The organism is Pseudomonas sp. AC463 (assembly GCF_979253585.1).
Map to the genome: position 1 here is coordinate 69,300 of NZ_CEEDDZ010000024.1, position 25,307 is coordinate 94,606.

General features: G+C 60.0%; 12 protein-coding genes and 1 tRNA gene. 8 read left to right on the forward strand and 5 right to left on the reverse strand.

The window, feature by feature from the left end:
* Positions 1-108: 108 nt before the first annotated feature.
* On the forward strand, positions 109-2,754 hold the full coding sequence (locus AC0IYH_RS25105) for an RHS repeat-associated core domain-containing protein (protein ID WP_471836744.1): 2,646 nt from the start codon (positions 109-111) through the stop codon (positions 2,752-2,754).
* A 56-nt stretch (positions 2,755-2,810) separates the two neighbouring features.
* On the opposite strand, the gene AC0IYH_RS25110 is transcribed toward AC0IYH_RS25105, so the two are convergent.
* From AC0IYH_RS25110 to AC0IYH_RS25120, 3 genes are read right to left on the reverse strand one after another with little or no spacing between them, the layout of a single operon-like run.
* Positions 2,811-7,346 (reverse strand): SpvB/TcaC N-terminal domain-containing protein, encoded by a 4,536-nt coding sequence (locus AC0IYH_RS25110; RefSeq protein WP_471836746.1) that lies wholly within the window; start codon positions 7,344-7,346, stop codon positions 2,811-2,813.
* Positions 7,343-12,208, reverse strand: a complete 4,866-nt coding sequence (locus AC0IYH_RS25115; protein WP_471836748.1) for a Tc toxin subunit A-related protein — start codon at positions 12,206-12,208, stop codon at positions 7,343-7,345. Before AC0IYH_RS25115 ends, AC0IYH_RS25110 begins: the two co-directional genes overlap by 4 nt.
* Before the next feature lie 36 nt (positions 12,209-12,244).
* Positions 12,245-14,665 (reverse strand): Tc toxin subunit A, encoded by a 2,421-nt coding sequence (locus tag AC0IYH_RS25120; RefSeq protein WP_471836750.1) that lies wholly within the window; start codon positions 14,663-14,665, stop codon positions 12,245-12,247.
* 238 nt (positions 14,666-14,903) lie between these two features.
* Between AC0IYH_RS25120 and trhO the strand changes: the two genes are divergently transcribed.
* The 5 genes from trhO to AC0IYH_RS25145 all read left to right on the forward strand — a co-directional run bounded on the left by trhO (position 14,904) and on the right by AC0IYH_RS25145 (position 21,652).
* Positions 14,904-15,845, forward strand: a complete 942-nt coding sequence (trhO, locus tag AC0IYH_RS25125) for an oxygen-dependent tRNA uridine(34) hydroxylase TrhO (RefSeq protein ID WP_471836752.1) — start codon at positions 14,904-14,906, stop codon at positions 15,843-15,845.
* Between the two features lie 36 nt (positions 15,846-15,881).
* Positions 15,882-16,487 (forward strand): DsbA family protein, encoded by a 606-nt coding sequence (locus tag AC0IYH_RS25130; protein WP_177409961.1) that lies wholly within the window; start codon positions 15,882-15,884, stop codon positions 16,485-16,487.
* On the forward strand, positions 16,477-18,279 hold the full coding sequence (locus AC0IYH_RS25135) for an ABC transporter ATP-binding protein (protein ID WP_471836753.1): 1,803 nt from the start codon (positions 16,477-16,479) through the stop codon (positions 18,277-18,279). The genes AC0IYH_RS25130 and AC0IYH_RS25135 overlap by 11 nt, the downstream gene beginning before the upstream one ends.
* A 65-nt stretch (positions 18,280-18,344) precedes the next feature.
* Complete coding sequence (locus tag AC0IYH_RS25140) at positions 18,345-20,807, forward strand: EAL domain-containing protein (RefSeq protein ID WP_471836755.1); 2,463 nt, start codon at positions 18,345-18,347, stop codon at positions 20,805-20,807.
* A gap of 44 nt (positions 20,808-20,851) precedes the next feature.
* Positions 20,852-21,652, forward strand: a complete 801-nt coding sequence (locus AC0IYH_RS25145; RefSeq protein ID WP_471836756.1) for a TenA family transcriptional regulator — start codon at positions 20,852-20,854, stop codon at positions 21,650-21,652.
* A 53-nt stretch (positions 21,653-21,705) separates the two neighbouring features.
* On the opposite strand, the gene AC0IYH_RS25150 is transcribed toward AC0IYH_RS25145, so the two are convergent.
* Both AC0IYH_RS25150 and lldD read right to left on the reverse strand, forming a co-directional pair.
* Positions 21,706-22,632 (reverse strand): GGDEF domain-containing protein, encoded by a 927-nt coding sequence (locus AC0IYH_RS25150; protein WP_116626299.1) that lies wholly within the window; start codon positions 22,630-22,632, stop codon positions 21,706-21,708.
* A gap of 280 nt (positions 22,633-22,912) precedes the next feature.
* Positions 22,913-24,055: an FMN-dependent L-lactate dehydrogenase LldD gene (lldD, locus tag AC0IYH_RS25155; RefSeq protein ID WP_116626300.1), complete on the reverse strand. Its 1,143-nt coding sequence runs from the start codon at positions 24,053-24,055 to the stop codon at positions 22,913-22,915.
* Positions 24,056-24,156: 101 nt separating this feature from the next.
* On the opposite strand from lldD, the gene AC0IYH_RS25160 reads away from it, so the two are divergent.
* Together AC0IYH_RS25160 and AC0IYH_RS25165 are read left to right on the forward strand one after the other, a co-directional pair.
* Positions 24,157-25,053, forward strand: a complete 897-nt coding sequence (locus tag AC0IYH_RS25160) for a LysR family transcriptional regulator (RefSeq protein ID WP_116626301.1) — start codon at positions 24,157-24,159, stop codon at positions 25,051-25,053.
* 60 nt (positions 25,054-25,113) lie between these two features.
* Positions 25,114-25,189, forward strand: a tRNA-Asn gene (locus tag AC0IYH_RS25165).
* The last annotated feature ends 118 nt before the right edge of the window (positions 25,190-25,307 follow it).

The following is a 25,307-nucleotide window of genomic DNA, read 5'->3' on the forward strand; positions in this document are numbered from 1 at the left end:
GCCTGCCTAGACTTTTTTGACCTTAGCTAATCAGGTCATGAGTTTATGTCTAATTCTGTGCATCGAAATACACCTGCCTTGAGGGCCATGGACCCTCGCGGACTGGTCGTGCGTACTGTTCAATATCATCGCCAGAGCGTGACGCAGACTCCGCAGGCACGGGTTACCCGAAAGGTTTTTGGGGCCAATGGTTTTTTGCTCAGCCAGTGGGACCCGCGGCAATTCGCGCGCGGCGCTGCGGGTGTGGTGTCGCAGTCGAACATTTACAGTCTGTCGGGCGAGGCCGTACGCACCGAGAGCGCCGATGCCGGCTGGCGCCTGGTGTTACGCGGCGAAGCGGGGCAGGCGTTGCACACCTGGGATTCGCGTCAAGCCCATCAGGAACAGCGCTACGACCGTCTACTTCGCCCGGTGGCAGTATTTGAACAAACTGCGCAGGAGTCGCGGCCGCGTTGTGTCGAGCGCCTGACCTATGCGGCAGCCGAGCCTGCGGCGGCGGCCGGTAACCGCTGTGGTCGGCTGGTCCGCCATGCAGACCCGGCCGGTGTGGTGGTGATGGATGAGTACGGGGTCGGTGGGAGCGTCATCAAGCAGACTCGACGGTTTCGTATCGATACTGTGCCAGTTGACTGGCCACCGAGTGATGACACACAAGCCGAGCAGTTGGAGTCCAAAGCCCATGTCACGGCCTGGCACTATGATGCCCTGGGGGCGCTGCTGGAGCAGGTAGACGCAAAGGGCAATCGCCGGCATTGGCGCTATGGGCAGCAAGGCTGGCTGAAGGAGGTCGCGCTGACCCTCAAGGACCGAGCGCGTCAGGTGTTGATGGACCAGCGCGTTTACAACGCCAGCGGTCTGGCGGAGTCCGAGCGGATGGGCAACGGTGTCATCAGGCTGGCGAAATACGCGGCTGAGGATAATCGGTTGTTGCAGCTGACGGTGTATCGCCAGGGCGAGGCCACCAAGCCTTTACAGGACCTTGCATACGAGTACGACCCGGTAGGAAACATCCTCAGCCTCAGCGACCAGGCCCAGCCGACTCAATGGCACAGCAATGCTCGCATTGATGCGGTCAGTCGTTACCAATATGACAGTCTGTACCAGCTGACCCAGGCCAGCGGTCGGGAAAATGCCGGCCACAGCGGTGGTCGCGAGGCCCCGGGGCGGGTGACGTTCGGTGCGATCGACAGCGGGCTCTGGCGCAATTACACCCAGCATTACACCTACGATGAGCATGGCAACTTGACGCGCCTACGGCATGTGCCGAGTAGTGGAACAGGTTATACCCGGGACATGAGTGTGGCTGCGGGTAGCAATCGTGCCGTGTCATTCGCTGACGGCGCGCCGGGCCAATGGGTAACGACGTTTGATGCCAACGGTAATCAGCAAATGCTGGGCGACGGCCAACAGTTAGGCTGGAACGTGCGCAATCAACTCACCCACGCGACCCAGGTACAGCGTGAGCAGGGTGATCCTGATGGGGAAAGTTACCTCTACGACGGTCAGGGCCAGCGGGCTGTCAAGGTCACCAGCCAGCAGGTCGCCGGGAAATCCTATGCACGACAGACGTGCTACTTACCGGGTTTGCACCTGCAAATACAACCCGGCAAGCGTTTGAGCGTGCTGGAGATTGAGGCGGGCGGCGGGCGCGTCACGGTGTTGCAATGGGAGCATGGTCGGCCCACTGATGCGAGTGCCGAGCAGTTGCAATTCAGCATCCTCGATCACCTCAATAGCCATTTACTGGCGCTGGACGAACACGCGCAGTTGCTGAGCCAGGAGCATTATTATCCTTATGGCACAACGGCGTGGTGGGCTACCAACGGTACGCAGCGGGCCAACTATAAGCTTCGCCGCTACGCGGGTAAGGAGCGCGACGCGACAGGGTTGTATTACTACGGAGCGCGGTATTACGCACCTTGGCTGCAACGCTGGATCAGTCCGGACCCATTGGGCGATGTGGACGGCTTGAATCAGTATGCAATGGCGTTGGGCAACCCCTTGCGGTTCAGGGATGCCGATGGCACGCAAGCGACGTTTGCCGAGCAATTCCAACCCAGTCGCGGCGATATCCTTTTCGGTTTGGCAAATACCGTGCGCATCTACCGCAGCTTCTGGTCGAAGCTGACGGCACGTGGGGACGTGATGGCCGCCTACTTCGGGGTTGAGGAAATAGAGCCGGCAATTGCGGCGTTGGAAAAAAGCGTCAGCGCGAACATTCGCTTCAAGCTCGGCAAGATCAGCGAGTCCGAATATGAGCAAATGATGAGTGGGCAAGGCTCGAAGGTCGCACAGCAGTTCTATGGCGCTATTGTGTCGAAGTATTCGGGCTGTACTTCGACCACCGCCAACCGGGATTTCGCGAAGAAATTCGTCAGTGATCTGTCCTCTGGCGACTATTCATTTGAGCGCACCTTTGACGACTACTTAGGCGTGAACCTGACCAAGTTCCAGCAAAAGCTGGTCAGCCGCGCCAGTAAGTCGGCCTTGAGGACGCTGACGGACCCTCAGAGCATGCGCCATGTGCATTTCGCGCTTGATGACCTGGACATGGAGCGGGTGCTGGATAAGGACGAGTACTCTGCCACAAGCTCGGAACTTCGCTGGCTTTATCGGCATCGTCAGCAACTGACAGGTCGCGTGACTTTCTATCGGCGCCAACAGCAGGTTCGTGCGCCGTGGGAGTCCAGTCTGCTCGAGTGGAGTCGCTATAAACCCACCAGGTCCAGGGCTTCAGTGCGGGCGATACGCTGATTGAATGAATCACCGTGGCGGTGACTCAACTGAGTCGGCCACGGTGGCTTCGCGTTTCATGGGGTGGAAGACGGTTCTTGCGCAGGCGGCTCCCAGGTATCGTTTTCATCCTCGCTGACGGTGTACCAGGACCAGTAGGTGATTTGTCGCACCGCCCCCCTGGCGGTAAGGGTGCGCGTGGGGCGACCGATGGGGTCATGGAACTGTCTGTCGCTGTGCATTAACTGGCGCAGGGACTGACCGTCGATGTACCGGTGGCGGTCGGCGTAATAGGTGCGATACACCCGAATAATCCGGCCCTTGGGGCTGTACTCGGTGTGCTCGTTGACGCACCAGCGCGGGTCGGCCTGAGCCGTCTGGAGGGCGCCGTTGCTGGCGCGCAGGTCACCGTTGTCGGCCGCGGCACAGGCCGGCCCCGGCGCGGCTTTTTGTTTGCGTTGCAGGATGCGGCCAAAGCCGTCCTGGGCGATCAGGGTCATGTGGATGAGCTGTTCCTGATCCTTGATATAGCGATCAGCTGCCAACAGCAGGCTGCGGGCGGGTTCGCGGCTGGCCTTTTGAATCAAGTCAGACAAGGCTTTCTCACTCGCACTCAAAGCGCTGGCCTTTTTTTTCAAGCGCAGCCGGGTGGTGGCGCGGATGTGCCCGTCGGGCAAGAGGTAGCGTTGAGTGAGCCAGTCCGCCTGCCGGTCGGCCGAGGCAATCGAGCCCATCCAACTGAACGGGTCGTAGAGCCAGGCGCTGGCGGCCTCGCCGAGGATCGTTGCGGGTGCCTCAATGGCGGACTCGACACCCGCGCCCGTCGGCCTGCGATAGGCTGACAATTGCCCAAAGCCGACGGGCGTTGCCGATTCTTGCCCTTGCACGCTGGTGGCGAGCAAGCGACCAAACGCATCGTACAGCGCTTGCTCGCAGGTGCCGTTAGAGTCGGTGATGCTGACCGGCTGGAGCAAACGGTAGTCATGCTTGACGTGGGTGATGCAGCCGTCGGCGTGTTTGACTTGAATGACCTGACACCCGTACGGGTCATGGGTCAGCGTGGTTTCATTCTCGGCTTGAGTCAGCCGCCAGGAATGTAAGCGACAGAAGCGCTTGGCGTTGAGATAGCGAGGAAAGTCACGACGGATTGACCAAAGGTCGGGAGGCGCCTGGCGTTCCTGGTCATTGGCATGGAAAAACACCGCCATGGGGCGATAGCCGATTTGGCGCAGGCGGCTCGGCAGGTCTTCGGCGGGTTGGCCCTGCAGGTGCGGAATTTCTTTCAGCGCTTGCAACGCGGCGGGGGCGAGTTCGGCGGTTTCTCGATAGTCGGCCAGCCCCTGGAAGGTTGCCGTTCCAGGCGCCAGGGTCTGGCCCTTGCCGCCGGGCTCGCGGTAGTACTGAATCGACAAGCCGCTCAGCTCGCGTGGCGCTTGTGGCCCCAAGGGCCCTGAAAGCCGGTTGATCAACGTTTCATAGCGGATGGCCGCTGCGTTCAAGCCCTCAGGTGGCGGGCCCTTGGGCAGCGTCCAGGTGTTGTCGCGGCGACGATAGGGCAAGCCCAATCGCCATTGGTCGTTATGTGGCTGATGAATCCATTGCGTCAACGTTTCGCTCAGGTAAAAGACCTGCTGAGCCGAATCGTGGGTGTCACGCCACCAGTGTTGTTGATGCTCATCTTCGAGCAGTACCGGTGGCGCATCCTTGACAGTCGTGCGCCGTGCGCTGTGTACCGTGGCGCTGTGAACCAGGCTGCCATAGGCGTCCCAGCGCAAGTTGACCTGGTGTTCGCAGACCGGATCATCAGGCACCCGTTCGTACTGATAACTCACGGACTCCAGCGTCAGTGGCAGCATTCGCGCCCAGGCGCTTGAGCCGGGTGCCTGGGGCACCCGCCGGACCATATAGCGATACTGGTGCACCGAGTAGGGTGTCCGGTTGGCCGGGTCGAGGGTGAATACCTCCACGCGCAATGGCAGGCCCCTGAGGGCGTAGGCTGCCTCGCGTACTTGCTGTGAAGTGGGTGACGTGATCAGTTGGTCTTGATGGTCGATGGGTTGTGGCTGTTCGGGTGCAGTATGTTCCCCCAGCAGCGTGAGGCCGAGCTTGATGGCGTCAGCGTCATGGCGGCTGTAATCGTCCTGGGGCATATCCAGCGCTTGACCGGTGTGAATCCAGCGTTTGGTGTGCGATCCGGTTTCGGGCACCTCGTCGTTGCGGGTTTCGTTGTCGGTTTGCAGTAACAAGCCGAAGCCCTGGAAGGCGCTCTCATCGGCATCGTAATACGCCCGGCGATAGCTGAAAAACTGGGTCAGGGTGTTATTGCTGATCTCATCCTGCAGTACCTGACGTTTGACCAGGTTGAGCGCGAAGGGCAGCCCGCTGATGGCGGGCTTACCCTCGGCGTGATGTTGCTTTTTCTCGTCCAGCCATTCCTGAGCGCTGCTGCGGTAGCTCACGTTGACTTGGGCGCCGAGGTTGTTGTTGGCAATGCTGAGCAAACAGGGTTTGCTGTCAAAAAAAGCATAGCGCCAATGGCGAGGGCGTGGATGCAGGGTGCTGATGATCAGGCTGGCGTAGCCATTGCCCAGCAGGTCCACCACGCTCACCTGGCATAAGGAGTCGTACTGCGCGCCTGACGGCCACGGCAATACCAAGGGCGTTCTGGCGAAGCGATTGCCGGCCTGATTGAGGTAAATGCTGACCCCTTCAGTCGTCAGGTACAACAAGTCGCTGGCACCGCAGCCATCCAGATCCGCCAGCAATACGTTGGCAGCGTTGAACGTCGTCTCCCTGAACGGCAAGGTGGCCAACACCTGACCTTTGCCGAATCGCCCAAGGCCCAGGTTGGGCCAGCATTTGATTTCGTTGAAACGGATACGCACCAAGTGCTGCTGGCCGCTGCCGAGGATGTCGCTGAAGCCGACCCAGTCGGCGGAAGAACGGGTGAAGGACGGCAGGTCATCGCCGTCAATCGTGTGCGCCTGCTCGACGCCTGGCCCGAAGCCGTTTTGTCGATTGGGGTAAAAACGCACACTGCGCGGGCCCACGAGTGCGAGGTCACCCAAACCACTGCCCATCAGGTCGGCAAATAGCGCCTCGGCGTGCAGGAATTCGATTGGGAATGCGTCGAACGGTATGAACCCCGCCTCGTTGCCTGGGGGAGCCAGGTTGAAGAAACCGCCCATCCCCGGCCGGGCCAGGACCCATTCCGGGCGACCATCGCCATCGATATCGAGCAGGGCTTGATATACCGGGCGTGAACCGTCTGACACGGGAATGTCCGGCAATGCTTGAGCGGGGGCGTAGGTCACCGCATCGCCCGTGGACGCTTCGGCCCGCTGAGGCGCTCGGTAATACCAGGCCTGATCGCCGCGATACAGGATCCCCGGCAGGCCTTCGCCGTATAAATCCACCAGTTGGTAGCGCTGACCGTTGTTGAGGCCGGGCAAGTCATCAAAGCGCTGGTAGCGATGGATGTCCAGTTTCAGGCTTGAGGCTTGATACAGGTATTCTTGCGGCGGCAGGCGGGTGAGCGGTCCCTGGGCGTCAACGGCCTGTTCGTGTACTGCGGTCAGGGTATTGAGCCCGTTGCGAGCGGTTCGATGTTCCAATCGCAGGCGCTTGACCAACACGGGGTCAGGGCCCATGTCGGGCTCATCGACAAAGGCGTGAAACATCAGGATCTGTCGGCACAGGCGCAGCGTTCGTCGCTCAAAGCCGTAGAGGTAGCTGGAAAACGGGTCTTCGCGAAGGGGCCAGGGGTTGAGCGCGTCGTAGGGCGGACGCTCGTCGCTGGCCGTGGTGCGCTGGCCATAGTCGAACACCAGGAAGAAGTGCCACTTCTGACTGGAGAGGTCGTCGGCCCTCAGCAGATACAGTGTCTCTTTTTCACGGGCTTTGACGTTGCCGTAACACACTGTGTGCAGATAACGCTGGGCGCGGCTGTCATGTGGCTCAGTACGGGTATCGGTCTCGGCCAGGTACTGGTGGCCGATATGCTCGCCATGGGCGTTCAGACTTTCCTCAAGCAGCCATTGCGCGACATGGCTTGGGTTACCGGGATCGGCGATGCGCGCCAAGTGGGTTTTACCGTACACATGGCGGCTGCCGTCAGCCGCCTGGATCAACCAGAACCCGGCTGTGTCGCCGTCCGAGTGCCAATGCTCGATGCGCTCGAACCGGCTCTCGACGCGGGGGAAGTAGCGCGTGACGGCATAGGTGAGGCCCAGTGGCACCTGGTCAAAACTGTCGCGCTGTGTCTGCACGAGCACGCCATCAATGGTACGTTCGGGCATCCAGGGTTGTGCATCCGGACCTTGGAATGTATCGGCTTCTGTGTAGGCGGGGACGCCCCGTTGGGTGCGTCGGCTCACCGCGCCAGGGCTGACGTCCCAACCCAGACCGAACGCACTGTTGCCCGCCGTACTGCGATAGACCAATGACAGCGTAGGTGCAAAACCACGACCCGTAGAAATCGGCAGCGCAATCTCGAAGGTCGCCGTGCCGTCGGCGGCCACGGTGCCCAAGCCGCCGGCGACGCCTTCGATGGCGTTGCCGGCATTGGGCAGCGATGGCACCGTGAGGGGCGATTCATTCGCTTGGGTGCTCATCTTTCACTCCTGCCGGGCCTTGCGGTGTAGCGCACATGGATGATGATGTCGGTGATTGATTCAAGCAGGTTTTTTTGTCGCAGCGCATTGGTGAAATTCAAGCTCCAGGTCGATACGGCACCGGTGTATTCAAACGGCAGGTAACGCGGGTCGTTGTCGAAGTTGAGGGTAAACAGGCCGTCATCATCCAGCCCGCGTGACAAGGCGATTTGCTGATGTGCCCTGAGGTCGATTTTGAGGGTGCCATCGGGCATCTGAATTTCATTGCGGGTTTGGGTCAGCGTCGCTTTGATGTCTTCATAAGGCCCCAGCGTAGCGGGTAGGGAGACGCTGACGTGCTTGATCCGCCGCAGGGTGTGTCCAGGATAGTCTTCATTCAACAACGCTTGGGTCAGGCTAAAACCAATCGTGCCGCTGCTTATCAGGCCCACTTTATGCTCGGCCCAGGTTTGGGTGGTTTGAGAGGATCTTCCTTCGGTTTTGACCAAACACTCGATCAAGCGATGGCGCAGCGACACGGTTTTGCTGATTTCCAGTTCGCGTGGCGTGTGCTGCAGATACGCAGCGTTCATTTTCACCAGATTCAGTTTCAAGCCCTCGGCAATCAAAAGGCCTCGGGAGGTGTGGTGCCAGGCTCCACCTTGAAAGAACTGCTGGCTGTCGGCGGTCTCATACTGCCAGCAGGCTTGCGCGGCCAGGCATAGGGAGTGGACGCTGTCATACAGTGCGTAATAGAACGTGCTCAGTTGCGCAGTGAGCCATTGATAAAGCTGTGCCCCTGTAAAGCGCATGCCGAGCAGTTGGTAGGCTGACTTGGCCTGGTTCAATGCGGTGTGGGCACTGCGCAGTTGCAGGTGCGTGGCTTTTTCCTGCTCTGCTTGCACCAGCAGCAGGGCGTCGATCTGGGCCAGTTCCAGGCGTGCCTGTTGTTCGGCATGGGCCCACTCCTGGGCACGACGACCGAATTGCTCGGTGCGCTCCAGATCGCTGCCGTTGGCGCGGGCGGCGTTGGCCTCGCCTTGGGCGAAGGCCTGGTAGGCATGGAACACGCCTTCAAAGCGCATACCGCCGAACGACGTACCGAAGATATTGGGCATGAGCATGGCGGCGCCGGCGGCCATACCGGCAATCGCGCCTTTTCTCTCCCAGGCGGCGCTCTCCAGATAGTACTGGCCTGCCGAGATTTCACCGCTGCTGATGCCTTCTCTGAGCTGCAGCGTCAGGAAGTCCAGTCTGCCCTGCACGATTGCGCGGCTGCGACGTAGCGCGTCGTTGTTTTTTTCGTCGACGGCCAGGGCCTGAGTCTGCTGGGCCAACACCAGTTCGGCCAATTGCCAGGCATTTTGCTGTTGCACCTCAAGGTAGTGCGCCTGCTCCTTGCGCTCGATCAGTGTGAGCAGCGTGGTGCCGAACTGCGCCAGGCTGTCGACTGCGCTAAAGGCATGCCCCAGCATGACCTGGAACCGGTAGTGACCCACTTCAGGACGGACCGGCGGCCGGGCACTGGCGTCACCTGCGCCGTTCTGTGAGTTTCGCGTCAGCAGGGCGGCGGGGGACAAGGGGGGCGCAAAGAGGGTTTGGCGCAGTGGCTTGCCGGCAATATCCAGATGATGGCGCAGCCCATGCAGGCGACTTTCCAATGTGTCCCAGCGTGCGACCAGTTGCGTGTTTAACGGGCGATAGAAGTCGGGGCTGTCCGTGAGCCAGGTGCGTTGCCCCGCGGTTTTGCATTGGTTGGACAGTTGCTTGGTGTATCCGGGTTGCTGTTCCAACTGGCGTATTGGCTGGTCGGGTATGTTCGCCAATGTTTCCAGTGTGCGCGAGGTCCAGGTATCGGCGCGCGTGACCGTCGGGCGCATGCCCAGCAGGTTCTGCGCCTGGATGTACCAGAGTTTGGCTTCGGCCAGGCTGTCGGGGCTCAACTGGCGATAGGCCGCGTCGCCCCGGTTGATCAGAATATCCACATTGAGGTAGTACAACGCCTTGCGCAGGTGTGTCGTAAAGCTGAGAGCCAGGTAATGTGGGCTCTCGGGGTGTTGGCAGGCGTAGCTCAGCTCGGCGGGTTGGCTTGGCAGCGAACCCAGCGCTCCGGCGCTTGGTTGACGAGGGTCGAACAGGTAGTGCAACCAGGTTTCGGCTTGAGCGAATTGTTGTTGCTGGTTGAGGTAATGGGCGATGGTCCAGGGCAAATAGATAAATAGTTCACGCAAGCTTTTGCCATGCGCACCCTGGAAGTCCAGGGGCATGCGGGAGGTGCCGGCAGCCAATGGCGGTTCCGTCCAGTCCCCAGGCGACCGAAAAAATGAAGGGTCGAAGCTGAGCATGGCAGCCTGGGTGAATTTACGCGCGACGGAGGTATTGAGTCGGATTGCGGGGAAACTTGGGTTGAGGGTGTTGGAAAAATCAATGAACTCGGCTGCCTCTCCGGTTTTTTGCGGTTGGCGCGTAATACGCGGGGAATGGGCAGGCTTGTCGGCGGCAGCGGATTCACTGAGGGTGCATTTCACGGCCTTGAGTGCATAGCCGAGAACGCTCACCGTATTCTCTTGGCTCTCAAGGACGATGACCCCATGGATCAGCGTGATGGCTGATGCGGGTTGCCCATCAGGTAACTTTATCCGTGTACTCGTCAGATGCCCGGTTGCTAATTCCGGGGACGCGCCCGTCAGACTTTCGTGTTCGATGTCCGTGTAATTAAGGATTTGGGCGGTGTTGTTATTGATCGCTTGTGGGGTGGGCACGTCTTTCAGTTTGGACTGCATGATGACGTGCTTGTAGAAACGCACCTTAGGCGCAGACGTGTTGACCGAATCAAGCCTCAGGTCACTCATGAAGTGCAGTTTTTTGTTGGAGCCCTCATCACCTGGCAAGTTGTACCCGCTGTAGCGGTCGAGTATCGCCAGGAAGGGGATCTGATGATGGGTGTAGGTAGACAAGTGGAGAAATGCGTTTTTGTTGAGAAACTTCCCTTCCAGGGAGTATTGAACGACGGCCTTGACTTGATTTTTTTGTCCCGGTCTCAAGTCCGGCACTGAGTTATTCTGGCGCACAAGGCTCAACAATATGGAGCCCTTGTCATGAATGGCGTTGGAAAAGCTTTTTCCGGTCCTGGAGTTTTTAAAGAACATCGAGTGGTAGGTGGCGTCTCCTTCGGGGAGTATCGCGCAGTCGATATTGATGAACGAGCCGCTGAGGAGTTCGACTTCGGATAAGGTCGGGTCGTGCAACGCAGGCCTGGTGACCAGGGTAATGCTGAACTCGGAGTACTGGGAGGCAAGTGTAATGTTGTAAGTCTGCAGAAAGGGCTGAGCGATTTTCGAGGTGAAGACGAACTCGTTGGTGACGGGATCAAAGGTGGTAGTGGCGGTATCGGCGGCGACGAAATCGGTGCTTTTGGAATCAAACTTCCACGCGCGCGGCTGGTCTGTGACGAGTGTTTGAGCCGCCAGGGTTACGGTTCTGATGTCCTGCCGCTGCGCTTCGCCTGTCTTGAACTGTAAGTTGTCCCTGTTGATATCGAAAAACAGGCGGAAGTATTGATAGGCGAACGGGGGGAGTAATACGCTGGAAAAGAGGTTGTCTTTGTTGATACCCCCCAACGAGCCGGCCTGCAGCGACCAGTGTTGTCCAGCCTCATAGGCGCCCAGCAACCGGATGGCTTCCGGGGCAACGTCTGAACTCGACACGATCTTGTATAGGTCCGGGCTGCCCGCAGAAGCGACGGTTTTTATCCCCAATGACTGATCGACACTGATGGCCTGGAAGAACTCGCCCGGTTGGTCGCTGCCATGCTTGAGCGTATTGGCTGTTATACCCAGGAACAGTGTGTGAGGGGAGCGGGTATCCACCACGGCAACGGTCTGCGTGATGCTGACAAGTTGCGCCGGCGTAAGTGCGTTGACGCCCCGCGTAACGCAGTGTTCTTCCAGGCCCGTGTGCGGCAGGCTCCAGGTGCCATCCAGTTTTTTATAGGAAAAGCACAGGCGAAACTTCACGAACCGGTCGTTCAGCCATTCCTTCTGACGTTGGCTTTCCTCCTCGTCGCCATTGTCGCCATTGCCGTTTCCCTGCGCCTTGAAGGATGGGTAAGGCCCAGGCTGGATGATTTCAGCCCAAACAATAAACAACCGATGATTGAACACCACGGGACGAATACTGTGGACGGGCGTATCGGCGCTAAACGTCAGGTTGATGGGTATCCAGTCTGCCCAGGCCAGGGGCGCAGGTGCCTCTGGCTTGACGCTGGAGCGTTTGGACAGGTCAAGCGAACGCCAGTAATAGAGCACATCGGTGGTGGATCTGCCGACGAAGTAATAGGTGCTGGTATCCCACTGATTGACATTGCCATCGATGTAGCCATTGAGCGTCCGAATGCTGGCGACTTCTTCAAAGCGTGACAGGTAGCCTTGCACGGCGTTCTGCACGGACGCGGGTTGAAGCCGGTGCTGGTTGAGCTCGTTTTCCAGTTGCTCAAAGCTCTCGCTCTTGTCCTCGCGCAGCGTGGGGTCGAGGAAGTTTTGCGGGTGATAGCGCAGTTGCTGGCTGGCGCTCCACAGGGGGTAAGTGTGCAGGGACTGTTGCCAGGCCTGGGTCTCGTGAAGCGACATGCCCTGGGTTTCGTAACCCGGTTCGAGGCCTGAGTGAATCCGGTTGATGTAGTGCTGCAGGCTGATAATCGCACTGGCGACCGGGCTGGTGGGCACCGCCTGACTGACTTGTACATCCAGCAGCCAGTAGTCATACAGGTCGTTGGGTGTGCGCAGCGAGTCTTTAAGGTCGGCGCTGATGCAGTGAGCCAGATAGTAGCTCAGCATGGCGTCACGCCAGGCTTCATTGAGGCGTTGGTCGAGGGTCTCAGACATGGTCATTCCTTGAGTCTGCGGGTTGAGCGTAAGTCGTTATTGATGTGCGGCGATGATGGCTTCGCCCACGTCCTTCCATTTATCGAGGCCGCTGGTGATATCCAGTTCGCTGGTGTCGAGGAGGGTTTGGCTGGAGAGCCGGGTGATGGCGCAGGCTTGTCGACAGCGCATGATCCAATCCAGTTGGTTCATGGACGTGACCCTGAGTTCGGGCAAGGTTTCAGTGAGTACCTTCAGTTCTTTTTCGTCCCATCCCAACCATTGGCTGAGTCGGGTATTGAGGGTTTGAGGCGCGTTGCTGTTGGCGTTCTGGAAATACGCCAAGAGGCTGTCCTGTGCCAGGCCATACGTATCGCAGCAGTCCCTGAAGCGCTGTAATAGATAGAGTGTGCCCAGGCTCAGCTTGACCCATCCTGCGGTTGAATTTTTGCTGTCCAGCCAACGGGGGTTGAGCAGCAATTGACGCAGTGACACGCTGTTGATCGGCAACGGCAAAAGCGTGGTGATATCGGGCGCCAGTAGGATCAGGTGGTTGGCCTCAGCCTGCGTTTTTGTGTAGTGCAGGGTGTAGTGGCTCGTAAGCTCATCGCTGTACAGGGCCGGCGCTGGCGTTTTCAAGAACTGTTGGAGGCACGCCTCAAGTCCCTCAGGCAGTACGTCGCCCCAGCGCTTGAGCGCCGGGTTATCAGTGCCAGGCTCCAGCAGCAATCGCTGACGCAGCTGCGTTACGCTGGTGTTACTGTCCGTGAGCCAGGTGACGGCCCAGTCCAATTGCATGAGCAGATCGAGAAAGTCCATCCCGTTGCGCAATGTTGGGGTGACCAGCTTGCTCCAGGTGGACGGACCCAGCACGTCGACCAGTTGTTTGCAGTGCAAGACAGAAAGACCAAAAACCTGGGCGACTCGTGCCTGTCGATAGATCGCGGAGTACGTAGCAAGATTTCTTTTGGCAGGGGTGGGCAATGCGGCTATCAACAGTTGCAGCGAATCCGCTGTATCACTCAACCCCAATGCGGCGCAAAGCTGCTGACGGGTCTGCGCATCGAAGGGTTGTTCGTCCAGCGCAAGTGGGCGCCCGGTCAGCAGTGTGCGATTGAACACCTGATCGAATAAGGGTTGCTCGTTGGCGCTGGCCTGCAGGGGTAAGTGATCCAGCCACGCCGAAAACTCCAGCGGCTTAAGCCTGTAGCGTCCACGGAGGTAGCAGTAGGTCCCCAATGCGCGCAAGGTGTTGACGCTTATCTGAAGGGTGGCGGTGCCCTCACACGCCATGGCGCTGACGATCAGCGTGTCCAGTTCGGCGAACGGTAGATCGACCCACTGTTGCAGGCGGATCATCCGATGCAAGCGGTCGAATCGATCGCGGGTGGTATTGAGTAGTTTCGCAATTTTCCCGTCGGTGGATTTGCCTACCTCTACCTTGGGCTGGGTGTCGGTGCCGTTGACATAGCGGGCACCATAGGTCGGTAATGTTTGATCAGGCGCCGAGCGGGAGGCATGGGGGGCGAAACTGTTTTGCGCCAGGAGGGCTTGTAACCGGGTACTGTCCAGCGCCGTACAGTTGAGGAAGTCGTCAAGGTTTTCCGGTGCGCCGGTTGTGCCAAAGTAGGTTTGAAACAATGAATCTTCCTTGACGGGTGGCTGCGTCAAGAGGTTTTGCTGTTCGGGATTCAGCCCGCTTAGCAGGCATTGCGCACCACCCTCGCGCGTTTTGACCTTGGCATACAGATCGTTGCCGGCATCGTCATACGGCAGCCGCTTGCTGACTCGATAGTTCAACTCACCCAAGGCGTGCCGGGTGCCCGACAGCCCCAGGCGGCATTGAAGGTGATGATGGTGGTAAGGCAGCGTCAAGGGGTAGCGTTGCTGGCTGAGCAGAGTGTGCAACTCCGCTTTCGGGTGATGGCGTTTGACCTGTTTGTGCAACATGTCATCGATCAGCGTCAGCAGTGGGCGCTGGGTAAAGGTCGTGTCGTGGTCAATCAGTAGAGTGTTCAGGTCCGGGCGCCGTTCGCTCAAGAGGATTTTGTCTTTCGGTCCCTTACCGTTGTTTTCAAGCTGAGTTGCAAAAAGGAACAGTGCGCGCAGGTAGGCGACAGGCGAATCGATAGCGTCGATGGCATCGGGGTGGCAGGCATTCCCCCAGTCCTCTTTGAGCGGGCTGGCCACGTTCGTCTCCAGCTCGCGTTTGTCGCGAGTGGAGGCTGCGGGCGCGTGGTAGTACAGCCATTGCAGTTGCGTGGTGTAGGACAGCGCGTTTTCGTAAGCGTGAGCGCCATCGTCATCGTTGTAGAGTGCCAGTTGACGGATGAATTCGTCCTTGGGCAGCTCGACGATGTCGAAAACGCTGGTGAAACCGAGTTGACCCATGGCGGTGGTGAAGTCGACTTTTCCCTCGCCCGGGGCGACGGGCCGTTCCACCAGTCTGGCCAATAACGAATGGTTTGAAGTTTCCATGTCATCGATCTTCCTGTGAGCCCAAAGGTGGATCCGTTGGGCGGCGCAAGACGCTATCACGCAGGCTGTACGGGTCGAGGTCAGCCAATGCCGTCAGGGCGTCAAGGAAATATCGGTGAATGAGGGGCGGTGCAGTGGCGTCGCGCTTTTGGTAGAATCCGCATCGCGCCGCTCAGTCGGCGCATTTTTTTGCATCCGGTTCACCCCTTACGAGGGTAGCCACCTGGAGAGAACACCCATGACTCAACCGATTGTCGTGGCGGCACTGTATAAGTTCGTCACCCTCGAAGATTACGTCGCCCTGCGCGAGCCACTTCTGCAGGCGATGGTCGACAACGGCATCAAAGGCACCTTGCTGATCGCCGAAGAAGGCATCAACGGCACCGTTTCCGGCAGCCGCGAAGGCATTGATGGCCTGATGGCCTGGCTGAAGAACGACCCGCGCATGGTCGACATCGACCACAAAGAGTCGTACTGCGACGACCAGCCGTTCTACCGCACCAAGGTCAAGCTCAAGAAAGAGATCGTGACCCTGGGCGTCGAAGGCGTGGATCCGAACAAGAAAGTCGGCACCTACGTCGAGCCGCAGGACTGGAACGCGCTGATCAGCGACCCCGAAGTGCTGTTGATCGACACCCGCAACGACTACGAAGTGTCGATTGGCACCTTTGAGGGCGCAATCGACCCGAAAACCACCAGTTTTCGCGAATTTCCCGACTACATCAAAGCCAACTTCGACCCGGCCAGGCACAAGAAGGTCGCGATGTTCTGCACCGGCGGCATTCGTTGCGAGAAGGCCTCGAGCTATATGCTCAGCGAGGGTTTCGGTGAGGTCTACCACCTCAAGGGCGGCATCCTGAAGTACCTCGAAGAGGTGCCGCAGGAGGAGACCAAATGGCAGGGCGACTGCTTTGTGTTCGACAATCGCGTGACCGTGCGCCACGACTTGAGCGAAGGCGACTACGATCAATGTCATGCCTGCCGCACACCGGTGAGCATCGAAGACCGCGCGTCCGAGCACTACGTGGCCGGCATCAGCTGCCCGCATTGCTGGGATAAGCTGCCGGAGAAAACCCGTCGCAGTGCAATCGACCGGCAAAAGCAGATTGAGCTGGCCAAGGCCCGCAATATGCCGCACCCGATTGGCTTCAACTATAAGCAAACCCCTTTCGAGGCCTGAGCCATGTCCGCGCGCCTGCTCTATGTAATGGACCCGATGTGTTCCTGGTGCTGGGGCTTTGCCCCGGTGGCCGCGGCGTTGGTGGAGCAGGCCCAGGCGGCCGGCGTGGAACTGCACCTGGTGGTGGGCGGCCTGCGCACCGGCAGCGGCGCGGCACTGGAGCCGACCACCCGACGCTACATTCTTGAGCACTGGCAGGCGGTCACCGACGCCACCGGCCAGCCGTTCAAGCGCGAGGGCGCATTGCCCGACGGCTTTGTGTATGACACCGAGCCCGCCTGCCGCGCCATCGTCACCGCGCGCAGCCTGGCGCCGGATTGCGCGTGGACATTGCTGGGGCTGATCCAGCGCGCGTTTTATGTCGAGGGCCGCGATGTGACCCTCGCCAGCGTGCTGGTCGAGCTGGCTGAAGAGGCGGGCATCCCGCGCATCGAGTTTGCCGGCGCCTTCGACCGCGCCGAGCAGCACGCCGCCACGGCCGCCGACTTTACCTGGGTGCAGGACCTGGGCATCGCCGGTTTCCCGACGCTGCTGGCCGAGCGCAATGGCCAGTTGGCGCTGCTGACCAACGGCTATCAGCCGCTGTCCGAGTTGTCGCCGTTGCTGGCCCGATGGCTGGAGCGAGCCACCTGTGCAGGATGAGCGCAAACGCACCGAGCGTCTGACCTGGGCGGAAATTCGCCGCCTGGCCCTGCGTCACAAGAAATCCCTGTGGATCGCCAATGGCGTCGCCGTGCTGGCGACCCTGTGCAGCGTGCCCATCCCCTTGCTGTTGCCGCTGCTGGTGGACGAAGTGCTGCTGGGCCATGGCGATGCCGCACTCAAGGTGATGAACCACGCGCTGCCGCTGGGCTGGCAGAAGGCCGCCGGCTATATCGGCCTGATGCTGCTGCTGACCTTGTTGCTGCGCTGCGGCGCGCTGTTGTTCAACGTGGTGCAGGCACGCTTGTTTGCGCGGCTGGCCAAAGACATCGTGTACCGCATCCGCGTGCGCCTGATCGAGCGCCTCAAGCGCATCTCCCTCGGCGAGTACGAAAGCCTCGGCAGCGGCACGGTGACCACGCACCTGGTCACCGACCTGGACACCCTGGACAAATTCGTCGGCGAAACCCTCAGCCGCTTCCTGGTGGCCATGCTCACCCTGGTCGGCACTTCGGCGATCCTGGTGTGGATGCATTGGCAGCTGGCCTTGCTGATTCTGCTGTTCAACCCGCTGGTGATCTACGCCACGGTGCAGTTGGGCAAGCGCGTCAAACACCTGAAGAAGCTGGAAAACGACAGCACTTCGCGCTTCACCCAGGCGCTGACCGAAACCCTCGATGCGATCCAGGAAGTGCGCGCCGGCAATCGCCAGGGTTTCTTCCTCGGGCGCCTCGGCCAACGTGCCCAGGAAGTACGCGACTACGCCATTCACTCGCAATGGAAAACCGACGCCTCCAGCCGCGCCAGTGGCTTGTTGTTCCAGTTCGGCATCGACATCTTCCGCGCAGCGGCGATGCTCACCGTGCTGTTTTCCGACCTGTCCATCGGCCAGATGCTCGCGGTGTTCAGCTACCTGTGGTTCATGATCGGCCCGGTGGAACAACTGCTCAACCTGCAATACGCCTACTACGCGGCGGGCGGCGCGCTGACGCGAATCAACGAGCTGCTGGCGCGGGCCGACGAGCCGCAATATGCCGGCGGCGCCGACCCGTTCAGCGGGCGCGCCACCGTGGGCATTGAAGTGCGCGGCCTCGACTTCGGTTATGGCGAAGACCTGGTCCTCGACCAGTTGAACCTGGCCATCGCCCCCGGCGAGAAGGTGGCGATTGTCGGCGCCAGTGGCGGCGGCAAGAGCACCCTGGTGCAACTGTTGCTCGGGTTGTATACGCCCCAGGCGGGCACGATCCGGTTTGGCGGGGCCAGCCAGCAGGAGATCGGCCTGGAAACCATTCGCGAGAACGTCGCCGTAGTGCTGCAACACCCGGCGCTGTTCAACGACACCGTGCGCGCCAACCTGACCATGGGCCGCAGCCGCAGTGACCAGGCCTGCTGGCAGGCACTGGAAATTGCCCAACTGGATGCTACCGTCAAAGCGCTGCCGCTGGGCCTGGACAGTGTGGTGGGGCGCTCCGGCGTGCGGTTTTCCGGCGGGCAGCGCCAGCGCCTGGCAATTGCGCGCATGGTGCTGGCCGAGCCGAAGGTGGTGATCCTTGACGAGGCCACCTCGGCCCTCGACGCCGCCACCGAGTACAACCTGCACCAGGCGCTGGCGCGGTTTCTCAGCGGCCGTACTACACTGATCATTGCTCACCGTTTGTCGGCGGTTAAGCAAGCGGATCGAGTGTTAGTGTTTGACGGTGGTCACATTGCTGAGGATGGTGATCATCAGCAACTGATTGCCGACGGCGGCCTGTACGCCAAGCTGTATGGACACTTGCAACAAGTGCGTTGATTCAGACTCGGCTCAGGAAGCGGATTTTCGCGTGCGTATTCAGCAGTGCATGTGCAAGGGACTTCATGAAGCAAAAACGGACTCTCGGAACGCCCCGGCTGCTGGGCATTGTGTGGCCTTTTATCGCCGTCGTGCTGTTCCAGGCATTATTGGGCTGCGTGAGTCTCTATGTGCTGTCGGCGGTGCGCGGTTATGTGGCAGGCGAAAGCCTGTGGTCCAAGGGCCAGAAAGACGCGATCTATTACCTCACGCTGTACGCCGACAATCGTGACGAAACCACCTACCTCAAATACCAGCAAGCCATTGCCGTGCCCCAGGGCGGGCATGAGCTGCGCATCGCTCTGGACCGCTCCACGCCGGATCTGAGCGCGGCTCGCCAAGGCATCCTCAAGGGCGGCAACCACCCGGATGACGTCTCCAGCCTGATCTGGCTATACCTCAATTTTCGCCACTTCAGTTACCTGGAAAAGGCCATTGAGCTGTGGACCGTCGGCGACGGCTATCTGGTGCAACTCGATGACCTGGCGCGCGAGATGCACCAGGCGATCACCCGCGACCAGGTCAACCCCAACGATGTACGCCAGTGGAAGGCGCACATCATCGCCATCAACGAGGGCGTGACGCCCGCCGCCAAGGCCTTCAGCGACGCCTTGGGCGAAGGCTCGCGGATGATCCTGCGGCTGCTGCTGATTACCAACCTGGCGACGGCCTTGGGCCTGATCGTGCTGGCGCTGCTGCGCACCCACAAGCTGCTGACCCAGCGCCATGCATTCGCCGATGCCCTGCAAGAAGAGAAGGAGCGGGCGCAGATCACCCTGGAGTCGATTGGCGACGGGGTGATCACCACCGATGTCGATGGCGCCATCACCTACATGAACCCGGCGGCCGAGGCGCTGACCCATTGGCAGTCGGCCCAGGCCCAGGGCCTGCCGCTGGCGGCTTTGTTCAAGCTGCTGGAGGACACTGCCCAGCCCGACGGCTTCACCTTGATCGAACACATCGTGAAGGGCCAGCTCAGTGGTGGCAGCGAGCATTCGAAAACCATCCAGCGCCTGGACGGCAGCACGGTCTCGGTAACCCTGGTGGGCGCGCCGATCCGCAGCGCCGGCAAGGTCACAGGCGCCGTGCTGGTGCTGCACGACATGACCCAGGAGCGCCAATACATTGCCAACCTGTCGTGGCAGGCGACCCACGATGCCTTGACCGGCCTGGCCAACCGCCGCGAATTCGAGTTCCGCCTGGAGCAGGTGCTGCACCCGGGCGGCGGCGCGCAAAGCGGGCGGCATGCGTTGATGTTTCTCGACCTGGACCAGTTCAAGCTGGTTAACGACACTTGCGGCCATGCGGCGGGTGACGAATTGCTGCGGCACATCTGCGCGCTGCTGCAATCGGACCTGCGTGAAGGCGACACCCTGGCCCGCCTGGGCGGCGACGAGTTTGGCATCCTGCTGGAGAACTGCCCGGCGCCGGTGGCAGAAAAAATCGCCGAGAGCCTGCGCCATACCGTGCAAAGCCTGCATTTTGTGTGGAAGGGCCGGCCGTTCATGACCACCGTGAGTATCGGCCTGGTGCATATCTCGAATACCCCGACCACCCTGGAAACCTCACTGCGGGCCGCCGACATGGCGTGCTACATGGCCAAGGAAAAAGGCCGCAACCGCGTGCAGGTGTACCATGCCGATGACTCGGAACTGTCCGTGCGCTTTGGCGAAATGGCCTGGGTGCAGCGTCTGCACATGGCCCTGGAGGAGAACCGGTTTTGCCTGTATGCCCAGGAAATTTCACCCTTGGGGTATACCGACGGCGGCGATGGGCACATTGAAATCCTGCTGCGCCTGCATGATGAGGCGGGCCGCATCATTCTGCCCGACAGCTTTATCCCGGCGGCCGAGCGCTACGGCTTGATGACCTCCCTGGACCGTTGGGTGGTGGAGAACGTATTCAAACTTATCGCGCGCTGCATGCACGAACGCCCGGGCCGGCCGATGGCCATGTGTGCGATTAATCTGTCGGGCATCACTATTGGTGATGATGACTTTCTTGGATTCTTGCGTGAGAAATTTCACACTTACGGCATCCCGCCAAGAATGATCTGTTTTGAAATTACCGAAACCAGCGCCATTGCAAACTTGGGCAGTGCGATTCGCTTTATTAATGAACTCAAAGCCTTAGGCTGTCATTTCTCGCTGGATGACTTTTGTGCCGGAATGTCCTCGTTCGCATATCTCAAACATTTACCTGTAGACTTCCTGAAGATCGATGGAAGTTTCGTAAAGGATATGCTGGACGACCCGATTAACCGCGCGATGGTTGAAGTGATCAATCACATCGGCCACGTCATGGGTAAGCGCACAATTGCAGAGTTTGTCGAGACACCGCAAATCGAACAGGCATTACTCGAGATAGGTGTGGATTACGCTCAGGGCTACCTGATTGAACGACCGCAATTGTTTACCTTTGATAGCTTGCAGTGTCGACCTGTGCGGCCGCAGCCTCTGTTATTCAAGGCGCCCGGCACATTCCGCTGAAACATTTGCTGGTCTGTAAATCACACTTGAAAAGGAGCCCAACAGTGATCGACACATTCAACAGAACCGGCCCGCTTATGGAAGCCTCGAGTTACCCGACCTGGGCGCAGCAATTGATCCAGGACTGTAGCGAGAGCAAGCGGCGCGTTGTCGAACACGAACTGTACCAGCGCATGCGCGATAACACGCTCAGCGCCAAGACCCTGCGCCACTACCTGATAGGTGGCTGGCCTGTGGTTGAGCAGTTTGCCTTGTACATGGCGCAGAACCTCACCAAAACCAAATTTGCCCGCCATCCTGGGGAGGATATGGCGCGCCGCTGGCTGATGCGCAATATTCGCGTGGAGCTTAACCACGCCGACTATTGGGTACATTGGGCGCGAGCCCATGGCGTCAGCCTGGAAGAGTTGCAGGCGCAGAATGTAGCGCCGGAGCTGCACGCACTGAGTCACTGGTGCTGGCACACCAGCTCGTCCGACTCGTTGATCGTGGCCATTGCCGCAACCAACTACGCGATCGAGGGCGCGACCGGGGAGTGGTCTGCCGTGGTCTGTTCCACCGGCGTCTACGCGGCAGCCTTCCCGGAGGAAGACCGCAAGCGCGCAATGAAGTGGCTGAAGATGCATGCCCAGTATGATGATGCCCACCCGTGGGAAGCCCTGGAAATCATCTGCACCCTGGCCGGAATGAACCCGACCAACACCCTGCAGGCCGAGCTGCGCCAGGCCGTGTGCAAGAGCTACGACTATATGTACCTGTTCCTGGAAAGCTGCATGCGCCTGGAGAAAGAAAAGGCGCCGGGGGTTGTGCGCGAGCGCCAGGTTCGCGTCGCCAGCGAGGCTTGATTCAAGGCAGAAAAGTAACCTGTGGCTAGGGAGCAAGCTCCCTAGCCACAGTCTTAGCCCGCCATCGCCAGGCGGTTACGGCCTTCGCGCTTGGCCACGTACAAGGCGTTGTCGGCCCGGCGCAACAGGCTTTCGGCAGACTCGGCGGCCAACAAGGTCGAGCAGCCCAGGCTCACCGTCAAGTCGATCCGTGTACCGTCCGCCCAATAATCCTGGGCCTGTGCCGCCTTGCGCAGGCGTTCACCCACCAGGGCCGCCGCCTCGCGCCCGGTGTTGGACAGCAGGATCAGAAACTCTTCCCCGCCAAACCGAAACACCATGTCCACGTTACGCAACTGGCCCTTGATCGCTCCCGCGACCGCGCGCAGCACGCTGTCGCCGGCGGTGTGGCCGTGGGTGTCGTTGATGACCTTGAAGTGGTCGATGTCCAGCATCAGCAACGACAACGGGTTCAGGTGCCGGCGGGCCATGTCGATTTCCCGTTGCAGGGTCTGGTCCATGGCGACGCGGTTGCCGGTTTCGGTCAACGGATCGCGCAGGGCGCTGCGGGTGGCGGCGCGGTAGAGCAGGGCGTTGCGCATCGGGTAGAGCAAGGTCGAGAGCAGCGATTCGAGCTGGCCGAGTTCTTCTTCAAGCAAGCGCTGGTTGCGGCGGAAGATCAGCTCGCCCAGGTGTTCGCCTTCGTGGCTCAGGCTGTAGCTCACTGAATGGTGGCCGCGGTGGCCGAACTCCAGGCGCAGGTCGCTGGCTTCGTGGCGATAGTGCAGGGCGTCCAGCGGCACCAGGCGTTGGATCTCACGGAAGAACACCGCGAGGATGCGTTCCGGCTCCAGGCTGGTCTGCAGCTGCATGCCGAGTTGCTGGCGAAGTTGGGTAATGGTTGTGGGGCGGCGGGGGAGGAGCGACGGCTGACCAAAGCCCAGGCGTTGCAATTTGGCACTGTCGAAGTCGATTGCGTTGGTCTGGGTGGGTGTTTTCATAAGCAATCGGCCTCTAAGCACTTGACTGTCTTACAGGCTCGATGAGAGTGGCGAATGCCAAGCGTCTTACTGTTCCTTCAGTTCCGTAAAACATGGAAACAGTTTAGACCGCTTTGCAGTGGGTTATAACCCCTGGGCACCGCCGCACGTCTTGTCATCGCTTAACCTGCTTGGGAAAAGTTAGAGCGAGATTCATGCCATTTTGTTTAACTTAATAAAAATCCTTATAAATCAATGGCTGTTTTTAAATGCGGAAACAGTCATTGAAGAGTGACGCCAGTTATTTGGCTGATTGCACCAGGGTCGTGTGGTCAATCTGGTCAATCGAGGTCACGCCGGTGAGGGTCATGGCTACACGCATTTCCTTGGCGAAGATATCCAGCAGGTTCTCTACTCCGTGCTGGCCATCAGCGGCCAATGCATAGGCGGTCGCGCGACCAAGCAGGCACGCCTTGGCGCCCAGGGCGAGCATGCGTACCACGTCCAGCCCGGAGCGGATGCCGGAGTCGACCAGCACCGTGAGGTCATCGCCCACGGCCTCGGCAATCGGCGGCAATGCCTTGGCGGTGGACAACACACCGTCCAGCTGGCGGCCGCCATGGTTGGACACCACGATGCCATCGGCGCCGAAGCTCACCGCGTCCTTGGCGTCCTGGGGGTCGAGGATGCCCTTGATGATCATCGGGCCCTTCCAGAACTCACGGATCCACTCCAGGTCTTTCCAGCTGATGGACGGATCGAAGTTGTTGGCCAGCCAGCCGATGTAGTCTTCCAGATGGGTGGGTTTGCCCAGGTATTTGGAGATATTGCCCAGGTCATGCGGGCGGCCCATCAGGCCCACATCGAACGCCCATTGCGGCTTGGTCACGGCCTGCAGCATGCGCCGCTGTGCCGCGAATGGGCCGGACATGCCCGAGTGCGCATCGCGGTAACGCGCGCCAGGCGTGGGCATGTCCACGGTGAACACCAGCGTAGTTACCCCGGCGGCCTGGGCGCGCTCCAGCGCGTTGCGCATAAAGCCACGGTCCTTGAGCACATAAAGCTGGAACCAGATCGACTGCGGGCTCTGCGAGGCCACCTCTTCAATTGAACATACGGAGACCGTCGACAGACAAAACGGAATGCCCTTGTTGGCCGCCGCCTTCGCCGCCTGCACCTCACCGCGTCGCGCGTACATGCCCGTCAGGCCGACGGGGCTGAGAATCACCGGCATGTCCAGTTCCTGGCCGAACAGCGTGGTGTTCAGGCTCAGGTTGTCGACGTTGCGCAGGATGCGCTGGCGCAGGCTGATCTCGGCCAGGTCCGAACTATTCGCGCGCATCGTGTGCTCGGCGTAGGCGCCGCCGTCGATGTAGTCGAACAGAAAACGTGGCAGCTTGCGCTTGGCGGCTGCGCGGTAATCGGATGCGGACGAGATGATCATCAAGGGTGTCTCCACAAGGCAAGGTGGGTGGAGGATAGGCAAAACTCTGGCATGATAAAAACAACTTTTATCACTACATGTCAGTCGCTCAAGGAATACCGATGAACCTCAGGACGCTGCAGGCCTTTGTCGAAGTGGTGCGCCAGGGTGGCTTTTCCCAGGCCGCCGAGGTGGTTTCCCTGACTCAGTCCTCGGTGAGCAAGGCGGTCAAGACCCTGGAAGAGGAGTACGGCACGCCGCTGCTCAATCGCCTCGGTCACAAGAACGAACTGACCGCCGCCGGCGAAATCGCCTACCGCCGCGCCCTGGTGATGCTCGCCGAGCACCATGACCTGGTAGCCGAAATCAATGACCTGCGCGGCCTCAAGCGCGGTGTATTGCGCATCGGCCTGCCGCCTGTGGGTTGCGGTGTACTGTTTGCGAGCATGTTCGCCACCTATCGCAGCCGCTACCCGGACATCGACATTGAACTCACCGAATATGGCAGCAAAAAACTGCGCGAATGCCTGGAGGCGGGCGAGGTCGACCTCGCGGCCCTGCTACTGCCCGTGGATGAAGCCTTCGACTACCAGCCGGTGCGCAACGAACCGCTGATGGCCGTGCTGCCCAGAAGCCACCCGTTGGCGCGGCGCAAGCGCGTCGACTTCACCGACCTCGCGGATTCGCCCTTCATCCTGTTCGAAGCCGGGTTTGCGCTGAATGCCAAGATCCTCACTGCCTGCGAACGCAAGGGCGTGACGCCCCGGGTCACCGCGCGCAGCGGGCAGATCGACTTTATCGTCGACCTGGTCGCCGCCGGGCTGGGCGTCGCCTTCCTGCCGCGCATGCTGGCGCACAAGCACCAACATGCCGACATCGCCCTGATCCCCCTGGACGAACCCCACACCGACTGGCACATCGCCCTGGCCTGGCGCAGCAACGCCCACTTGCCCCCGGCGGCACGCGCCTGGTTGGAGCTGGCCAGGGAACAGCCGCTCTCAACCGGCCAACCGGTGTAATTGCGCCAAATGCCAGAGAAAGCTTGACTTCTCCTTTTCAATCAGTAACATACGGCGCATTCCGCGATAGCTCAGTTGGTAGAGCAAATGACTGTTAATCATTGGGTCCCTGGTTCGAGTCCAGGTCGTGGAGCCAGATAGAGAAAAGCCTGCAGCGATGCAGGCTTTTTTTTGGCCTTTGTCCCGTCCTGAATAAGGTTTACACCTTCTGACCGATCTTCAGGAGGATTCAATGGATACGGGAAAAAGGCGGA